This is a genomic window from Streptomyces sp. NPDC059874 (assembly GCF_042731135.1).
In the GTDB taxonomy this organism is placed as follows: Bacteria; Actinomycetota; Actinomycetes; order Streptomycetales; family Streptomycetaceae; genus Streptomyces.
Genome location: NZ_JBHWJY010000005.1, coordinates 124640 through 141856 on the forward strand (window position 1 = coordinate 124640; position 17217 = coordinate 141856).

Below are 17217 nucleotides of genomic sequence, written 5' to 3' on the forward strand. Positions count from 1 at the left end.
GATCTGCGTCGCGCTCGGAAACGAGCCCGAGCGAAGGTGCTGCCATGACCGCATGGTCGATTTCACGCGGACCCGGAGCCACGTCCTGGGCACCCGAAACGGTCACGTCCGACCCGTACAACGCGCAGACACCGCCGGCCGCCCTGATCGAGCCGGTCACGCCCGTGGGGGCCTTCTTCGTACGCGACCACTTCGGCATCCCGCGGACCGCACCCCAGCGGTGGCGCCTGCGCCTCGGCGGCGCGGTGGCCACGCCCTTCGAGATCGGCTACGAGGAGCTGCTCGGGCTGGAGCGCCGGGAACTCGACGCGGTCCTGGAGTGCGCGGGCAACGGCCGCGCCATGATGACCCCCCGCCCCCCGGGTCTGCCCTGGACCCAGGGAGCCGTGGGGTGCGCGCACTTCGCGGGCGTCCCGTTCCGCGCGCTCGCCGTCCGCGCCGGGATCAGGCCGGCCGCCGTGGAGATCGTCTTCACCGGGGCCGACTCCGGCACGGTGCACGGCCTGCCCACCCCCTTCGCGCGCAGCCTCCCCCTGACCGCGGCCCTCCATCCGGACACCCTGCTCGTCACCCACATGAACGGCGAGCCGCTCGCACCCGAGCACGGGGCGCCGGTCCGCCTGGTGGTCCCCGGCCGCTACGCGGTCGCCGACGTGAAGTGGCTGGTGGAGGCGCGGGCCGTGACGGAGCCGTTCACCGGGGTCTTCCAGGCGGAGGAGTACGTCTACACCGCCTCGCGGGGCACCCCCGAAGGGCCCGTCACCACGGTCCGGGTCAAGTCGCTCATCACCGAACCCGAGTCGGACGCCGCGGTCCGCCGCGACCACGAGACCCTCGTCCGGGGCCGGGCCTGGTCCGGCGACGGGATTCCCGTACGGCGGGTCGAGGTCAGGGCCGCGTACGAGGGCGACGACGACCACGGGGAACTGCACGACCTCGGCCGGCTCGGCGACCGAGACTGGAACGACGCCGTACTGGAGCCACCGCCCGGGCCCTACGCCTGGACCGGCTGGTCCTACCGCTGGACGCCCCGGCGCCCGGGCCCGTACCGGCTGCTGGCCCGCGCGACCGACGCACACGGCGACACCCAGCCGCCGCGGGCGCCGTGGAACGCCCGGGGCTACGGCTGCAATCCGGTGTCCTCGGTCGAGGTGGTCGTCGTCTGAGGCACCCGAGGCGTCCGAGGTGTCCGAGACGCCGGAGGCACCCGAGGCACCCGAGGCACCCGCGGCGCCCGACGTACCCGATCAGGGGCCGAACTCCCCGGTCCCGGGGCGGTGAGGGAAATGAGCGAGATCGAGGTCATGACCACCGCGTCGCTCGGCGACACCAGCTATCTCCTCGTCAGCGGCGACGAGGCCGCCCTGGTCGACCCGCAACGGGACAGCTGGGAACTGGTGGAGTCCTGTACGTCCAGGGGGGTGCGCATCCGGTACGTGCTGGAGACCCACGTGCACAACGACTACGTCTCCGGCGCCCTGGAGGTCCGCGCGGCGACCGGCGCCACCGTGGCCGGCCCGGCCCGCGCACCGTACGCCTTCGACCACCTGCCGATGGCCGAGGACGACGAGATCTCCGTCGGCGACGTGACCGTGCGGGCCATGGAGACCCCCGGCCACACCGCCGAACACACCTCGTACCTCGTCTTCGACGACACCGACCGACCACCCACCGCCGTCTTCACCGGCGGCAGCCTCCTCGTCGGCACCGCGGGCCGCACCGATCTCTCCGGCCCCGGGCGTACGGAGGAACTCGCGCGCGCCCAGTTCCGTACGCTCAGGCGCCTCGCGCTGCTGCCCGACGCCACCCGGGTGCTGCCCACGCACGGCGCGGGCAGCTCCTGCGCGGCCGGCCCGGCGACGGGAGAGCGGACCAGCACCGTGGGCGCGGAGCGGCGCACCAACCCCGTGCTGACCACCCGCGACGAGGAGGAGTTCGTCAGAGGGCGGCTGATGGGACTGCCGCCGTACCCCGCCTACTACCACCACATGGGGCCGATCAACCGCAAGGGGCCTCAGGTGCTGGGAGGGCCGCCCGCGCCGCGGGGGCTCACCCCGGCCGTGGTGGAGGGGCTGGTCGGCGGCGGCGCGCAGGTCGTCGACGGGCGCGGGCGCGCCGACTTCGCCGCCGCCCACCTGCCCGACTCGATCTGCGACGAGCTGGACGACCGCTTCGCGAGCCTGGTCGGCGAGGTCGTGCCCTTCGGTACCCGCCTGGTTCTGGTGCTACCGGAGCCGGAGGAGGACGCGGCCCGCGAGGCGATCACCCAGCTCCTGCGGATCGGCTACGAGGACGTCGCGGGCTACCTCGCGGGAGGCGTCGACGCCTGGGCCGCCGCCGGCCGACCAGTGCGCTCCCTGCGCACCGCGGACGTCTCCGAGCTGGCCGGGCACTTCGCCGACCGGCGGGTGCTCGACGTCCGTCCGGAGCACCCGGAAGGCGGGATCCCCGGCACGCTCCGCGTACCGCTCGCCGAACTGCCCCGCAGGATCGGCGAGCTGCCCAGGGACCGGGAGGTCTGGGTGGTGTGCGGCAGCGGCCGCCGGGCGACGATCGCGGCGGGCCTGCTCGACCGGGCCGGGATCCCCGTGACCGCGGTGATCCGCGGCGGGGCAAAGGAGCTGATGGCACAGGAGCTGATGGCAGAGCAATGACGCACGGACACGAGAGGAGCGGACCATGAGCGGCAACGGATACGCCCATCCGGAGACACTGGTCGACACGGAGTGGCTGGCCGCGCACCTGGACGACGGGACGGTACGCGTCATCGACGTGGACGAGGACACCACCGCCTACGAGCAGGGCCACATACCCGGAGCCGTGGGCTGGAACTGGACCACCGACCTGCACGCCCCCGTGGGCCGGGACTACCTGGACCGCGAGTCGCTCGGGCGGCTGCTCGCCGAAGCCGGAGTCGGCTACGACACCACGGTGATCCTCTACGGCGGCAACAACAACTGGTTCGCCGCGTACGCCTACTGGATCCTGCGGCTGCGCGGCTTCAACCGGGTCAAGCTGCTCGACGGCGGCCGCAAGAAGTGGGAGCTGGAGAGCCGGGACATGACCCGGGACGTCCGGCGGTACGAGCGCACCGACTTCACGGTGACGGGCCAGGAGAACCCGCAGTTCCGCGCACTGCGCGCGGAGGTGCTGGAGAGCGTGGGCCACGGGGTCCACATGGTCGACGTCCGCTCGCCGGAGGAGTACCGGGGCGAGAAGCTGGCGCCCCCGCACCTGCCGCAGGAGCAGGCTCAGGTGCCCGGACACATCCCCGGAGCGGCCAACGTCCCCTGGGCGCAGGCGGCCAACGACGACGGCACCTTCAAGTCGGCCGACGAACTGCGGATGTTGTACCTGGGAACGGGCATCACCCCGGACCGCGAGGTCATCGCCTACTGCCGCATCGGCGAGCGCTCCTCGCACACGTGGTTCGCACTCCACGAACTGCTCGGCTACCCGGACGTCAAGAACTACGACGGCTCCTGGACCGAGTACGGCTCACTGGTCGGCGCCCCGGTCGCCTTGGGCTGAGTTCCCCGACGGACGCTCCCCTCACACCCAGTTGACCTCGGCCCGCTCCAGCAGCGGGTCGTCCGTCAGCTCGAACAGCGGAACGGCGTAGTTGGCGGAGCCGAACCTGCCCCCGAAGTGCAGGCCGAGCACCCGGTGGTCGGCCAGGTCGAAGACCGGGGAGCCGCTGTTGCCGCCGAGCGTCGAGCAGTCGTGGGTCATCGTGAACCCGGACCCCGACCGGGACCACGACCCGGACCCGGACCCGGACCCGTCCTCGTCGGGGAGGAGGGCGGTCGCCGTGCCCGGCTGGAGCCGCTTCACGTTGTAGACGTCCATGAAGATGCGGCTCATGGCCGCCGGTTCGTTGCGCCGGCCGTCCGCCGCCGGGTAGCCGACCACGTACACGGGCCGGCCGGCCAGATCCGGCGGCGCGTCGGCGGCGAGCGCGAGCGGAGTCGGCGCCTCGCCGCCACCACCGGCGGGGGACACCCGCAGCAGCGCCATGTCCACGTCCTGGTGGATGCCGATCACCCCGGTGACCTCGAACTCGAACGCACCGCCGGCGCCGGCGGGTGCGCCGAACTCCTCCCCGGTGTCCACGCGCGCGCCCATGCCCTGCCGGAAGGCGAAACCGCCCCCGCCGTCCGCGTGCGCGAACTCTACGGCCACATGGCGGTTGGTCATCACGGCGAACGGCGAGACCAGGAAGCCCGTGCCCAGCCAGTCCAGTTCGGCGTGACCGGAGACCTCGACGCGGCCCACCCGGGCGATCGACTGCCGGATGCCGGCCCGCTGCCCGTCGAGCAGGGCCCAGTCGCCCCGCTGCGGGGCGAAGTCCTGGTTCTGGACGAGGATCGCCGGCCTGCCTTCGAGCAGCACGATCGCCTCGACGCCGAAGTACTCGTCCTCGTCGACGTCCCCGGAACGGCCCTCGGCCAGTTTCTCCAGCCCGCGCACCCCTGCCCGCAACACCCTGGCCCGCTCCTGCTCGGCGGCCCGGCCGATCTCCGCGGCCGCCGCCTCCCGTGCGGGCAGTTCCTCCTCGGACTCGGGTACCTCCGCGTCCAGTTGCTCGCGTACGCGCGCCGCGACCTCCAGCAGGTCCTCCGTGAAGACCTGCTCGGGCCCGGTCTCCACCGGTGATCCACCGCGCATCTCACACCTCCTGGGGGCGCGCCCGGCGCGCCAGTTCGGACTGGGCCGCCGCGATCTCGGTGTGCACCTGCGGACTGTGCTCCCTCAAGTGCTCCATGATCGCGCTCAGTTGGGTACCGACGTTCACGAATGCCGTGCTCTTGCCCTGGAAGCTGACGTCCGAGACGCGCCGGGTGCCGCGGTGCAGGGCCACCACCGTCCAGGCGTCGGTCAGGACGGGCGAGCCGGAGGAGCCGCCCCGGGTGTCGGTGAAGTAGCGCAGGTCGCGCTCGTCCGCGTCGAAGGCCAGGTTGTTGCGCAGCGCGATCCGCTTCGGCTCCCCGCCCGGGTGCTGGATGATGTTGACGGCCACCGGGGTGTCCGAGACCACCGTCAACGGCTCGGTGGCCACCCGCAGACAGGGCCGGGACGGCGCCCCGGTCAGGCGCAGCACCGCGTAGTCGAGCTCCTCGTCCCAGGCCACCAGCCCGCTCGCGTGCGCCTCCTCGGCGGCCGCGTCGTCATCGGCGGACCCGTCCTCGTAGTCGAACCGGGAGCGGGAGCCCCGCGCCTGGAGTTGGAGGTCGGCCGGGGCGGCCACCTGCCGCTCGCCGGCGGTGCGCTTGCGGGCGTTGACCACGTGGTGATTGGTCACGAGCAGATCGGGGGCGATCAGCCAGCCCGTGCCGTTGTGCGGCAGCGCCACGGGCTGGAGCAGCGCGCCGCCCTCGTACGGCAGCACCTTGACGCGGGCCACCGAGGCCCCCGCCAGCGCGCCGCCGCTCAGGAAGCCGAAGGGCACGGTGTCGTCCCGGAAGACGATCTCCTCCTTGGTCTCCCCGGTGGGCACGTCGGGCGCCACGTCGGGTTCGCCCGCCGAGTCGCGCACCACCTCGTCCAGGGCCTTCAGGAAGACGTCCCGCGCCGCGGCGTCGGTGAGCTGGTCGGAGGCGTTACGGAGCCACACGGCCAGCGGTACGGTGCCGTCGACCAGCCGCTCCACCCGGTTCATCTCGTTCAGGTCCGACTGGACCTGCGGGCCGGGCGCCGCGAGCAGCGGCAGCGAACCGCGGTACTTCGGCAGGATGCCCTCGAACAGCAGCCGCCGCAGCGAGGGGTCCGCCAGCCCCTGCTCCACCGCGGTGTCGCGCAGCCGCACGATGTCGTCCGGCGGGAGGTACGGGTCGCTCGTCATGGTCCGTCAGGCCGCGCTGCGGCCGTTCCCTTCGCCTGGGCGCCGTTCCAAGGGCGCCGGGGCGGGCGCGCCGGCGCCGGGTGTGTCAGGTATGCCGGGTGCATCGGATGTGCTCGGTGTGTCGGGCGTGCTCGGTGTGTCGGGCGTGCCCGGGGTGCCCGAGCCCATCGCCGCCGCCACGCCCGAGGTCAGTTCGCCGCTGTGGTCGTCGAGGTTCACCAGCCGCCGGGCGAGCCGGTCGAGCGTGCCGAGCCTGCGGGCCTCGCGCAGGATGCCCGTCATCCCGGCGTGCGTGCCACTGCTCGCGCGCGCCCGCTCCGGCGGGCCGACGGCGTTCTCCAGGAGTTCGAGCAGGGTGGTGCGCAGCTCCGGCCGGTGCGCCGCGGCCCGGCCGATCGTCGCCGCCAGGGTGTCCAGCACCTCTTCCTCCGTCTCCGGCAGGCCCACCACGTCCAGGGCGTGCTCCAGGACCCGCGGGTCGTCGCGGGAGACCTCGGCGGCCGCCGCCCGGACCAGCGCGGGCTGCCGCGCCAGCTGGGCGTCCGTGAGCCGCCGCAACCGCTCCGCGAGCCTGCCGCCGACCTCCGGGTCACGGTCCTCGGGGTCGCCCGCCAGCCGGGCACGGGCGAGCAGCGCGCCCAGCGCCTCGAAGTCCCTGCCGAGGCCCGCGGCGACCTCCTCGGCCTCCGCGAGGTCGGCGTCGGCCTCGGCGAGGTCGCCGTCCGCCTCCGCGAGCCGTGCCGACAACAGGAGCAGCTCCAGCTGGAGGTCGGGGAAGCCCGCCCGGTCGGCGCGGTCCACGGCCGCGTCGGCGGCCTCCCGCGCCTCGGAGCGGCGGCCCAACCGGTCCAGGGTCTCCACCCACAGCGGATGCAGCGGGCTGCCCGGGGTCCACGGCCGGCGTTCCGCGAGCCGGGCGGCCGCCGCCCCGGCGAACTCCTGCGACAGCAGGTCCTCGACCTCGCGGGCGGCGATGCGTTCCCAGTCCTCCTGGTCGGCCTCCGCGATCACCTCGTCCGGGGTGTGGCCGCCCAGATGCCCGGTGAGGTACGCGGCGGACCGCCCGGCCATGTCCTGGTCGGCCCCTCCCAGGTACCGCTCCACCCCCGGCAGCCAGCGGTCCTCGACCGAGCGCGGGCTCTCGTTCAGCCGCAGCCGGTGGTAGATCTCCTCGGCCCGCTCCTGCGGCCCCTCGCGGGCGGCGTAGTACGCGACCGCCCGCGTCCCGACCGCCCGCATCAGATCGGTACGGGCCCGGTCGGCCAACCGCAGCATGATGGCCCGCAGGTCGGCGCGGTGGCGCAGGGTGCCCGGGCCGATGCCCTCCACGAGGTCGAGCCGGGCCAGCAGCCCGAACAGGCGGTCCGCCTCCTCGGCCGAGCGGGTGCCCAGCCCGCACGGCTCGGCGAGGACCTCCCGGATCAGGTCGGGGGTGATGGTCCGCAGTGCCAGGCCCCCCTGGGCGAGCGCGCGGACCTCCCCGTCCCGGATCTTCTCGAGGATCCGCTCGTACAGGGTCCCCTGGATGAGGAGCTGGTCGACCTTGCGGAAGAAGCGCCGGCGGTGGGCCGGCAGGCTCGCGATCAGCTCGCTCAGCGCCTCCGGCTCCGTCCCCTCGCTCTCCTGTACGGCGGCCCGCGCGGCCAGTTTCAGGCTCAGCGGGTGCCCGCCCACGCGGGAGGCGAGCTCCTCGGCGAGCCGTGCGTCGGTGACCCCGCACGACCTGAGCAGGGCCACAGAGGCCGCCGGATCGAGGTCGCCGAGTTCCATGGTCCGGGGCTGCACCGGGCGGGCAGGGTGGGCCGGCGGCAGCCGCCCGGACACGATGGTCCGCAGCCGCGGATGGACCTCCTGGAGCGCCGTGTACACGGCCCACATCCGGCCGAGCACGGGGGAGCCGCGGTACTGGGCCTCCTCGAAGGAGTCGATGACCAGGACCAGCGGCGGCTGCGGCCGGCCCGCCGTCCCCGCGGCCCGCACCACGAGGACCGCGAGGCGCCGCGCCAGGTCCGCCTCGCGCGCGGCGGCCAGGGCGTGCACCCCCGAGGAGGACAGCCGGGCCATGGTGGCCCGGGTGGTGGAGAGCTCGTACAGCGCGTCGACCTCGCCCTGCTCGGCGCGGTGCGTGCCGGCGGTCTCCTCGCAGGCCTGGGCCAGGTCGTTGAACTCCTCCTGGCACTCGGGGTACTGGATGCCGAACTGGCGGGCCATCTCCGCGATCAGGGTCGCCGGTTCGTGGACCGAGAGGGTGGGGCGCTCGAAGTCGACGTAGGCGAACGGGAACCGGGCCGGGGAATCGCGCAGGCTGTCCAGGAGCACCTTCGCGAGCAGGGTGCTCTTGCCGATCCCGCCGAGCCCGTGGATCAGCACCGGTGCCTCCGGGGCGCCGGGGATCTCGGGGGAGAGCCCACCCCGGCCCGCCGGTGTGGAGCCGGGGGCGAGACCGATGTAGGCGCGCAGGTCGGCGAGTTCACCGGCGCGCCCTTGGAAGGAGTCCCGTACGAGGCGCTCCAGCGGCCGCAGCAGCCTCGCGTGCTCCAGCAGCCGCTGTACGACGGCCGCGTCCGGGATGCCGGGGACGCCGGTCACGCCCGGGATCTTGGCCAGCCACAGCACCGCCCGCAGGACGTGCGGCAGTTCGTCCGCGCTCTGCCGCGACAGGTCCGGGGGAGCGCCGCCGAGGTAGGCCAGGGCGGTCTGTTCGGGGCCCGGGCCGGGCGGGATCTGCCCGGCGTTGGCCAGCAGCGCGAGGCGGGCGGCCTCCGGGCCGGCCAGGCCGCGCAGCGCCGCGTCGCGGATCTCCGGCTTGAGCGTCCAGGAGAGGGTGTTGCGCGTGCCCACCGCCCGGCAGTCCTCGAACAGTTCCAGCACGCCCTTCCCGGAGGGCTGCCCCTCCCCGGGCAGCCGCAGCCGCGCGGGGTCGAACCGGGTGAGCAGGCAGGCGGCCTCCCGATAGGCCTTGCGCAGGCCCGCCACCGGCGCGGGCCCGGGTGCGGCGGCCGCGGCGGAGAGCCGCTCGCGCAGTCGCGCCGCGAAGTCCTCGCCCGGGGCGAGCGAACGGTAGAGGCGGACCGCGTCCTCGGTCGCCGTGCAGACCTTGCGCATGTAGCTGTCGGGGCCGGGGGCCCCGCCCGCCTCGATGACGGCGGGGACGGCCGCCTCCACCAGCGCGGCGATCCCGGGCCCGTCCGGGGGCGGCCGGCCGGTCGGCGGGGTCTGCGCGAAGAACTCGTCGAAGAACTGCCGCAGATCCTCCTCCCCGGACACCCGGGCCGTGTTCCGCACCTCGTTCTTGCGGATCTCGTACGGGAGTTGGCGCATCGTGGAGGAATAGCCCAGCAGTACGAGCCGGGGCACGCTCTGTCTGCGGACCGGGGTGTGTTCGTAGATCGTCAGGGCGAGCTTGCCGATGCAGTCCCAGACGTCGGAGTTGACGTCGAGCTCGTCGCACTCGTCCAGCACGAGCCAGAACCGCTCCTCCGCGGCGGTGGCCCGGCTGACGATGCGGTGCAGGGCCGTGTCGATTGAGGGCGCCAGCTCGCCAGACCGGACCGGATCCAACGGTGAGATGCCGGTGCCCACGTCCGCGACGAACTCGGCGAGCCGCTCGACCACCTGCTCGGCGGTCGAGGTCCGGTTCAGCGTCACCCGGACCGGCCGGAACCCGCAGTGCGCGCCCAGGTGCCGGATCAGGGCGTAGGTGTAGGAGCGGCCGCTGTCCGGTTCGCCGTCCACCACCAGCACCGTCTTCTCGGGATCATCGACGAACTCCCGCAGGCTCGCCCGCAGATCGGTCCGGTCGATGAACACCTCGGCGCCGCCCCGCAGCACGCCTGCCAGGTAGTGGTCGCGCGGCGGCACGTGCGTCTTCGCGGCGTCCTCCAACCGCCGCCTGAGCCGCAGGGCCACCTCACCGGCCGGCAGCGACGTCAGCGAGTCGAGCCGGCCCAGGGCGTCGAGCAACCGCAACTGGGCCTCGACGCCGTCGTTGCGCACCGCCTCGACCAGCGCCACCGCGTGTTCGCTGCTCGAACCGCCGAAACGGATGGCGCCCACGAACTCCCGGGAGAAGCCGAACTGGATGAGCCGGGGCCGCGGTTCACCTTCGACGAACAGGTAGTCCCGCGCCCATTCGGTGACGAGGTCCCATTCGGTATCGGTGAGCGACATAGCGCACCTGCACAGCCGCGGCCGCCGCAGCGGAGCGGGAAGACGGACTGCCTGATATCCCTCATGCTTTCACCCGCCCCCGCCGGTCGCAAGGCGGCCGAACAGGGCCCTGACCTGGCTGCGGACGGGCTCGCAGGCCAGGTACTCGCGGATGCCGTGGTGGTTGGCGCTGTCGTTGCGCACCAGGTGGTCGGTGACGAACGCGGGCGGTCCGTACTCGGGCCGCAGCCAGTGGTCGAGCGCCACCAGGTCCCGCAGGTCCGAGGCGTTGGACCAGGCCGCCACGCCCGACGGCACCGCCGTGGGACGGGCGAGCAGGTCCTGGATCTCGGTGATGCCGAGCGGGGAGCCCACCGTGACGAACAGGCTGACGTCCCGTCGTGCCTCGCGCAGCACCTCGTACGCGATGATCGAGCCGAGGCTGTGCCCGACCACCACCAGCGGCCCCCCGCCCACGTCCGCCAGCTCGCCGCGCACGACGTCCCGCATCGCCTCGCCGACGCCACCGAAGAAGTACGCGTGGACGTCCTTGAAGGTGACGCCGACCAGCAGCTCGAACACCGGAGAACGCAGGAAGCCGGGCAGCGGCAGCGCCTCGCGCAGGTCCAGGTCCAGGTCCGGGCTCGGGTCCATCGGGGCGAGGCCGGCCGGGGCGGTCGCGCCGTCCCAGGACCGGTCGAGGGTCTCCGCCGAGTACGTCATCTTCGCCAGCCACTTGGCCAGCCCCTCCTCGCCGGCCCGCGCGGACCGGCTCTCGACCGCCGGGGCCTCCGGCAGCGGGCCGGACTCCCGGCGCGCCTCCGCGAGCGTACGTTCGATGAACTCCTCGGGCGTCAGCGACGTCGCGGCGGTCGGCAGCTCCTCCACCGGTGCCGGGCCGCCGGCCGCCGGGTCGGGCGCGCCGTCGGGGAGCGGGTCCTCGTACCGCAGCGGCGCCCAGTAGGCCATGCGGGAGGCGGCCCCCATGTCCGTGCCGAACAGTGCCCTGTCCCACTGGGACTTGAGCAGCTCCTTGCGGACCTTGTTCCCGTTGCCGTGGACGTAGACGATCGTGGCGTCGGTCATGACAGGGAGATACCGCGTCCGGAGCCCGGCTCACGGCGCGCCGCGCCGGGCCACCCGAACAGCGGCCGGCCGAGCAGGGGGCATCTGACACAGAGCCGCGCGCCCATGCCTCGGATAGGGTGAATCGGTAGGAATCAGGCCCCCCGGGGTGAGGTCGGTGCATTGGACACGTACCAGTCGGCGAGCGAGGTGCCGGACCAGCCGGCGGCGGCTGTCGGGTACGCCGGCGTGCTCCGCGAGCTGCTGCCGATCGCCCTGTGGCGGGAGGACGCCGACGGCCGGGTCGTGGAGTGGTCCCTGGCCGCCCAGGACCTGCTCGGCCACCGCCCCGAAGACATCATCGGGCGCATAGGCACCACCGTCCTCGTCCCCGAGGCCAACCACGAGCTCGCCGGGCAGCTGACCCGGCGCGTCCAGGCCGGCGAGACGGTCATCGGTACCCTGCCCGTGCGCCACCGCGACGGACACCGCGTCCCGATGGAGATGTGGATCGTCCCCGCCGCCGACCCGCAAGGGCGCACCGGGGCCATGCTCGTCGCCGTGGAGACCTCCGAGGTCCTCCACATGCGCGACTCGCTCGCAGCCCTCCAGAGCCTCTTCACCCAGTCGCCCATCGGTCTCGCCACCCTCGGCTCCGACCTGCGCTTCCTCCGGGTCAACGACGCCCTCGCCCGGATGAACGGCGTTCCCGCCGCCGAGCACCTCGGCAAACGCCTCACCGAGGTGGTGCCCGGGGTCAACGCCACCGCGCTGGAGGCGACGATGCGGCAGGTCCTCGACCGGGGCACCGCCGTCGTCGACGTACGCCGCACCGGGCGGACCCCCGCCGACCCCGACCACGACCACACGTGGTCCTGCTCCTACGCCCCGCTGCTCGACGGCTCCGGGCGGCGCCTGGGCTTGATCGCCTCCCTCATCGACATCACCGAGGGCCAGCGGGCCCAGGCCGCCGCCGACCGGGCTCGGCACCGCTTCGCCCTGCTCGCGGAGGCGGGCACCCGCATCGGCACCACCCTCGACCTGCACCAGACCGCCCAGGAGATCGTGGAGGTGCTGGTGCCGCAGCTGGCCGACTCGGCCGACGTCCAGCTGCTGGAGGCCGTACTGGAGCCCGACGACGCCGCCGGATCCGCCCGGGGCGTCCTGCGCCGGCTCGCCGCCCACTTCCCCGACCCCTCCGCGCCCACCGCGAAGCTGGCCGCCGGACAGACCTTCCAGCTCCCCGTGGGCAGCGTGTACGAGCAGGTCATCACCGACGGCCGGCCCATGAACCTGTACGTCTCCGACATCCCCGCCCTGATCACCGACCCGCGCGCGGACGCCCTGCGCGGCTACCTGGCCACCCTCGGCGGGGCCCGGATGGTCCCCCTGGTCGCCCGCGGCAAGGTGCTCGGCGCGGTCGCCGTGACCCGGCTGCGCAGCCGGGAGCCCTTCGACGAGGAGGACTGCGTACTCATCGACGAGCTGGTCGCGCGCGCCGCCCTCAACATCGACAACGCCCGCATGTTCACCGCCCAGCGCCGGGCCGCCCTCACCCTCCAGCGCAGCCTCACCAACAGCGCGCTGCCCAAGGTCACGGGCCTCGAACTCACCGGGCGCTACCTGCCCGCCAGCGACCACGACGTCGGCGGGGACTGGTTCGACGCCATCCAGCTCCCCGGCGGGCGCACCGGACTGGTCATCGGCGACGTCATGGGCCACGGCATCCACGCGGCCGCCGTCATGGGCCAGCTGCGCACCGCCGTACGCACCCTCGCGCGCCACGACGTGCCCCCGGCCGATCTGCTCCGCTCGCTCGACGCCGTCGTGGCCGACCTGGGCGAGGACGAGATGGCCACCTGCGTCTACGCCGTCCACGACCCGGCGACGGGCAGCTGCGTGATCGCCCGCGCCGGCCACCCGCCGCCCGCCGTGGTCGCCGCGGACGGGACCATCACCTTCCTCGACGGTCCGCCGGGCACCCCCCTGGGCACCGGCACGGACGCCGGCTCCGGCCGCGGCTCGGGAGACGGCCAGGACCCCCGCACCGAGGAGGTGCGGCTGCCCCCGGGGAGCCTGCTCGTGCTCTACACCGACGGGCTCATCGAGGCCCGCGACCGGGACCTCGACGAGGGCATGCGCCGGCTCGCGCAGGCCCTGCGCGGATCCGGCCGGCCACTGGACGAGCTCTGCGACGGGATCCTCGCGAGCCTGCTGCCCCTCGCTCCACAGGACGACGTGGCGGTGCTGCTGGCCCGTACCCGGCCGGTCTGAGCGCGCCGCGTCACCAGGCCAGGTCCTCCAGCGCGTCCAGGTCCAGCGGCGCCGGTGGCGGCGGCTCCTTGCCCCCGGTCAGTGGCAGCTCCGCCCAGATCACCTTGCCCCGCTCGGTGTAGCGGGTACCCCACCTGTCGGCGTACTGCGCGACGAGGAACAGCCCGCGCCCGCCCTCGTCGGTGGTGGCCGCGTACCGCAGGTGCGGCGAGGTGCTGCTGCCGTCGGAGACCTCGCAGATCAGGCTGCGGTCGCGCAGCAGGCGCACCCGCACCGGCGCGCTCCCGTACCGGATCGCGTTGGTGACCAGCTCGCTGAGGATCAGCTCGGTGGTGAAGGACAGGTCCTCCAGGTCCCACGCGGAGAGCTGGGCCGCGCCCGCGTTGCGCACCCGGGAGACGGCCGAGGCCTCGCCCGGCACCTCCCATTCGGCGATCCGGTCCGCCTCCAGCCGCCGGGTGTCCGCGATCAACAGCGCGATGTCGTCGCTCGGCACCGGGTACAGCATCGCGGCCAGTACGTCGGAGCAGGCCTGTTCGGGGCTGCGGCCGGGCCGCGAGAGGGTCTCGCGCAGCATCCGCAGGCCGGTGTCGAAGTCCCGGTCCCGGTCCTCGACGAGGCCGTCGGTGAACAGCACGAGCCGGCTCCCCTCGGGCAGCCTCAGCTCGGCGGTCTCGAAGGGCATGCCGCCCACACCAAGCGGGAGCCCGGCGGGCAGCTCGGGGAACTCCACCCGCCCGTCGCCGTGGACGAGCGCGGGCCCGGGGTGCCCGGCGCTGGCCATCACGCACCGGCCGGAGACCGGGTCGTAGACCGCGTACAGGCAGGTCGCTCCGGTGACCCCGGCCGGCTCGCCCATCCCCTCGCCGTCCCCGTTCCCGGTCGTGGGGCGGTCGCCGCCGCTCCCGTTGTCGATCTGGTCGATCCGGTTGATCAGCTCGTCCAGGTGGCCGAGCAGTTCGTCGGGCGGCAGGTCCAGGGTGGAGAAGTTGTGCACGGCCGTCCGCAGCCGCCCCATGGTCGCCGCCGCGTGCACCCCGTGCCCGACGACGTCGCCGACCACCAGGGCCACGCGGGCCCCGGGCAGCGGGATCACGTCGAACCAGTCCCCGCCCACCCCCGCCTTGGCGGGCAGGTAGCGGAAGGCCACGTCCACGGCGCTCTGGTCGGGCAGCACCCGGGGCAGCAGGCTGCGCTGGAGCGTCACGGCCGTCGCGTGCTCGCGGGTGAAGCGGCGGGCGTTGTCGATGGAGACGGCCGCGCGCGCACCCAGCTCCTCGGCGAACGACAGGTCCTCCTCGTCGAAGGCGTCCGGCGTGTCGGCGGCCCGCCAGAAGTTCGCCATGCCCAGGACGATGCCGCGCGCCTGCAGCGGTACGGAGATCAGCGAGTGCAGCCCGTAGTCCAGGGCCACCCGGGTCCCGGCCGTGTCATCGGCCCGCCAGCCCATCGCGGCGTGCAGGTCGGCCGCGAGCACGGCGTGCCCGGCGTCCAGCGCGGCGGCCATCGGGGCCGTCGGCACGACGAACCGGATGACGTCACCGACCGGCTGGAGCGGCGAGTCGGGACGCACCCCCGTGATGGCCGCCCGCCGCATCTCCGTGTACAGGCCCGCGGCCAGGGCGGGCTCGTCACCGCGCAGCACCGGTTCCAGCAGCTCCACGGTGACGAAGTCCGCGAAGCGGGGGACGGCCACCTCCGACAGCTCCTCGGCGGTGCGCACCACGTCCAGCGTGGTACCGATCCGGACCCCGGCGTCGTACAGCAGCTGGAGCCTGCTGCGGGCCTCCTCGGCGCGCCCGGAGAGCGCCGCGAGCTCGGTGGAGTCGCGCAGGGTCATGACGGTGCCGGAGGGCTCGCCCGCGAACGGCTTGGTGGGCCGTACGTTGATCGCGAGCAGCCGGTCGCCCGCCCGGTGCACCTCGTCCGTCGCGACCCGGCCGGAGGCCAGCAGCTCGGTGGTGCGCGGGTCGAGGCCGAGTTCGCCCACGTGTCGACCCTCGGCGTCGGGCGTCAGGTCGAGGAGACGGCGGGCCTCGTCGTTGGCGAGGGCGAGCCGGTGGTCGGCGCCGATGATCAGCACGCCCTCGCGCACGGCGTGCAGGACGGCCTCGTGGTGCTCGTTCATCCGGGTCATCTCGGCGGCCCCCAGCCCGCGGGTCTGGCGCCGCAGCCGCCGGCTGACCAGGGCGGCGCCGCCGGTGCCGAGCAGCAGCGCCCCGGCCGCGGCCCCGAGCAGCAGCGGCAACTGGTCCTCGACCACGTCGGACACGTTCTCCACCTCGATGCCGGTGCCCACCAGACCGACCACGACCCCACGGGCGTCCCGGACCGGGACGACGGCGCGGACGGCGTCGCTGGGCTCGCCACGGAAGGTCTCGGTGAAGGACTCCCCGGCGGCGGCGCGGGCGAGATTGCCGACGGCGCGCTGCCCGATCAGCTCGGGGCGCGAGTCGGTGTAGCGGATGCCGTCGGTGGTCATGACGGCGATGAAGTCCACGCCCGACGCCACGCGGGCGGCATCGGCCAGCGGCTGGAGCTCGGCGGTCGGATCGGCCGACTTCAGGGCGGCGGGCAGACCGGGGGCGTGCGCGAAGGCCTCGGCGGCGGCGAGGGAGCGGTCGCGGGCGTTGCGCTCGCCGTCGTACCGGGCCTGGACCACCAGCGCCACTGCGGCCGCCGTGATCAGCAGCAGCACGATCACCGCCTGGAGGGCGAAGACCTGACCGGCCACGCTGTGTGCCCACCGGGACAGGCGCGCGAACAGGCGCGAGCCCCACCCGGTCGGCTGGCGACCAAAACGTCCGGTCATGAGCCCTTTCTAACACTGTCCCGGGTGTTTGGAGCGGCCGTGGGGGCGACGGAGGCCGCACGGTACGCGCGGGGGCCGAGACCCACGTACGAGGTGAAGTGCTGGCGAAAGGTCACCTCGCTGGTGAAACCCGCCCGCCGGGCCACCTCCGGCACCGGATGGTCGGTGCGTTCCAGGAGTTTGCGGGCCTCGTCCAGCCGGTGGTCCAGCAGCCAGCGGTGCGGGGTGGTGCCGGTGGCGGCGACGAAGTGGCGGGCGAAGGTACGGGGGGCCATGCCGGCCCACCGGGCCAGGGTGGCCACGTCCAACGGCTGGTCCAGGCAGCGCAGGGCACGCTCACGCACGGCTGCCAGTGCCTCGGCGGTCCGGTCCGCGGCCGGGACGGGCCGGTCCAGATACTGGGCGTGCGCCCCGGCGCGGAAGGGGCCCGTCACCATGGACCGGGCGATGGCGGCGGCCGCCTCGGCCCCGTGCGCCTCCCGCACCAGGTGCAGGCAGAGATCGATCCCGGAGGCCACCCCGGCGGAGGTCCACAGCCCGCCGTCCTCGACGTAGAGCGGGGCGTCCTCGACGAGCACCCCCGGGTGGCGCGCGGCGAGGCGCGGGGCCAGCGACCAGTGGGTCACCGCCCGACGGCCCTCCAACAGCCCGGCCTCCGCGAGGACGAACGCCCCGGCGCACAGGGCGGCGATGGGCACGCCCCGCGCGTGCGCCTCCCGCAGCGCGGCGAGCACCGGCTCGGGCGTGGGGTCCTCCGGGTCGGCGAGCGCCGGTACGACCACCAGATCGGCCGCGGCCAGCCAGTCGAGCCCCCGGTCGGGGGCGAGGCTCAGCCCGCCGGGCAGGGAGATCGGGCCGGGCTCCAGGGCGCACCGGCGCAGCTCGAAGGGAGGCACGCCGAAGCGGCTGCGGTCGGGGCCCCAGACCTCGGTGATGACGGCGAGGTCGAAGCTGCGGATGCCCGGCTGGGCGACGACGGCGACGCGCTGCATTCCGCCATTCTGCCGGCCTGGCAGGATCTCATCGTTTCGGGTCCCCGCCGCCCCTGTGGGAGGCCCCGCTCGGAGGACAGCAT

Annotated in this window: 10 protein-coding genes; 4 read left to right on the forward strand and 6 right to left on the reverse strand. The window is 74.2% G+C overall.

Translation table 11 applies throughout. The features are described 5' to 3' along the window. Positions 1 to 44: 44 nt before the first annotated feature. The 3 genes from ACFV9H_RS04855 (at position 45) to ACFV9H_RS04865 (ending at position 3531) form a co-directional block, all read left to right on the forward strand. Positions 45 to 1166 (forward strand): sulfite oxidase, encoded by a 1122-nt coding sequence (locus tag ACFV9H_RS04855; RefSeq protein WP_385393361.1) that lies wholly within the window; start codon positions 45 to 47, stop codon positions 1164 to 1166. A 120-nt stretch (positions 1167 to 1286) separates the two neighbouring features. Beyond that, the gene (locus ACFV9H_RS04860) at positions 1287 to 2654 is read left to right on the forward strand and encodes a rhodanese-like domain-containing protein (RefSeq protein ID WP_385393364.1); all 1368 of its coding nucleotides are present in this window, start codon (positions 1287 to 1289) and stop codon (positions 2652 to 2654) included. Positions 2655 to 2679: 25 nt separating this feature from the next. Continuing rightward, positions 2680 to 3531, forward strand: a complete 852-nt coding sequence (locus tag ACFV9H_RS04865; RefSeq protein WP_385393367.1) for a sulfurtransferase — start codon at positions 2680 to 2682, stop codon at positions 3529 to 3531. A 21-nt stretch (positions 3532 to 3552) separates the two neighbouring features. Here the strand turns inward: ACFV9H_RS04865 and ACFV9H_RS04870 are convergent, their stop codons facing one another. The 4 genes from ACFV9H_RS04870 to ACFV9H_RS04885 form a co-directional block, all read right to left on the reverse strand. Further along, the gene (locus ACFV9H_RS04870; protein ID WP_385393370.1) at positions 3553 to 4668 is read right to left on the reverse strand and encodes a trypsin-like serine peptidase; all 1116 of its coding nucleotides are present in this window, start codon (positions 4666 to 4668) and stop codon (positions 3553 to 3555) included. Between the two features lies 1 nt (position 4669). Beyond that, a complete protein-coding gene (locus ACFV9H_RS04875) occupies positions 4670 to 5842 on the reverse strand; it encodes a trypsin-like peptidase domain-containing protein (protein ID WP_385393373.1) in 1173 nt (390 codons plus the stop codon). A gap of 6 nt (positions 5843 to 5848) precedes the next feature. Continuing rightward, a complete protein-coding gene (locus ACFV9H_RS04880) occupies positions 5849 to 10012 on the reverse strand; it encodes an AAA family ATPase (protein WP_385393376.1) in 4164 nt (1387 codons plus the stop codon). Positions 10013 to 10081: 69 nt separating this feature from the next. Then, positions 10082 to 11077, reverse strand: a complete 996-nt coding sequence (locus ACFV9H_RS04885) for a hypothetical protein (protein ID WP_385393379.1) — start codon at positions 11075 to 11077, stop codon at positions 10082 to 10084. Between the two features lie 162 nt (positions 11078 to 11239). On the opposite strand from ACFV9H_RS04885, the gene ACFV9H_RS04890 reads away from it, so the two are divergent. Continuing rightward, the gene (locus ACFV9H_RS04890; RefSeq protein ID WP_385393381.1) at positions 11240 to 13330 is read left to right on the forward strand and encodes a SpoIIE family protein phosphatase; all 2091 of its coding nucleotides are present in this window, start codon (positions 11240 to 11242) and stop codon (positions 13328 to 13330) included. Positions 13331 to 13340: 10 nt separating this feature from the next. Here ACFV9H_RS04890 and ACFV9H_RS04895 read toward each other — a convergent pair whose 3' ends face one another. Both ACFV9H_RS04895 and ACFV9H_RS04900 read right to left on the reverse strand, forming a co-directional pair. Then, positions 13341 to 16142 carry a SpoIIE family protein phosphatase gene (locus tag ACFV9H_RS04895; protein WP_385393384.1) on the reverse strand — a complete coding sequence of 934 codons (2802 nt, stop codon included), beginning with the start codon at positions 16140 to 16142 and terminating at the stop codon, positions 13341 to 13343. Next, positions 16139 to 17134 carry a GlxA family transcriptional regulator gene (locus ACFV9H_RS04900; RefSeq protein ID WP_385393387.1) on the reverse strand — a complete coding sequence of 332 codons (996 nt, stop codon included), beginning with the start codon at positions 17132 to 17134 and terminating at the stop codon, positions 16139 to 16141. The genes ACFV9H_RS04895 and ACFV9H_RS04900 overlap by 4 nt, the downstream gene beginning before the upstream one ends. Positions 17135 to 17217: the final 83 nt, after the last annotated feature.

Coding starts and splice junctions, on each gene's coding strand:
- ACFV9H_RS04885 (WP_385393379.1), bottom strand. CDS start 11,077: ATGACCGACGCCACGATCGTCTACGTCCACGGCAACGGGAACAAGGTC.
- ACFV9H_RS04865 (WP_385393367.1), top strand. CDS start 2,680: ATGAGCGGCAACGGATACGCCCATCCGGAGACACTGGTCGACACGGAG.
- ACFV9H_RS04900 (WP_385393387.1), bottom strand. CDS start 17,134: ATGCAGCGCGTCGCCGTCGTCGCCCAGCCGGGCATCCGCAGCTTCGAC.
- ACFV9H_RS04895 (WP_385393384.1), bottom strand. CDS start 16,142: ATGACCGGACGTTTTGGTCGCCAGCCGACCGGGTGGGGCTCGCGCCTG.
- ACFV9H_RS04880 (WP_385393376.1), bottom strand. CDS start 10,012: ATGTCGCTCACCGATACCGAATGGGACCTCGTCACCGAATGGGCGCGG.
- ACFV9H_RS04875 (WP_385393373.1), bottom strand. CDS start 5,842: ATGACGAGCGACCCGTACCTCCCGCCGGACGACATCGTGCGGCTGCGC.
- ACFV9H_RS04870 (WP_385393370.1), bottom strand. CDS start 4,668: ATGCGCGGTGGATCACCGGTGGAGACCGGGCCCGAGCAGGTCTTCACG.
- ACFV9H_RS04860 (WP_385393364.1), top strand. CDS start 1,287: ATGAGCGAGATCGAGGTCATGACCACCGCGTCGCTCGGCGACACCAGC.
- ACFV9H_RS04855 (WP_385393361.1), top strand. CDS start 45: ATGACCGCATGGTCGATTTCACGCGGACCCGGAGCCACGTCCTGGGCA.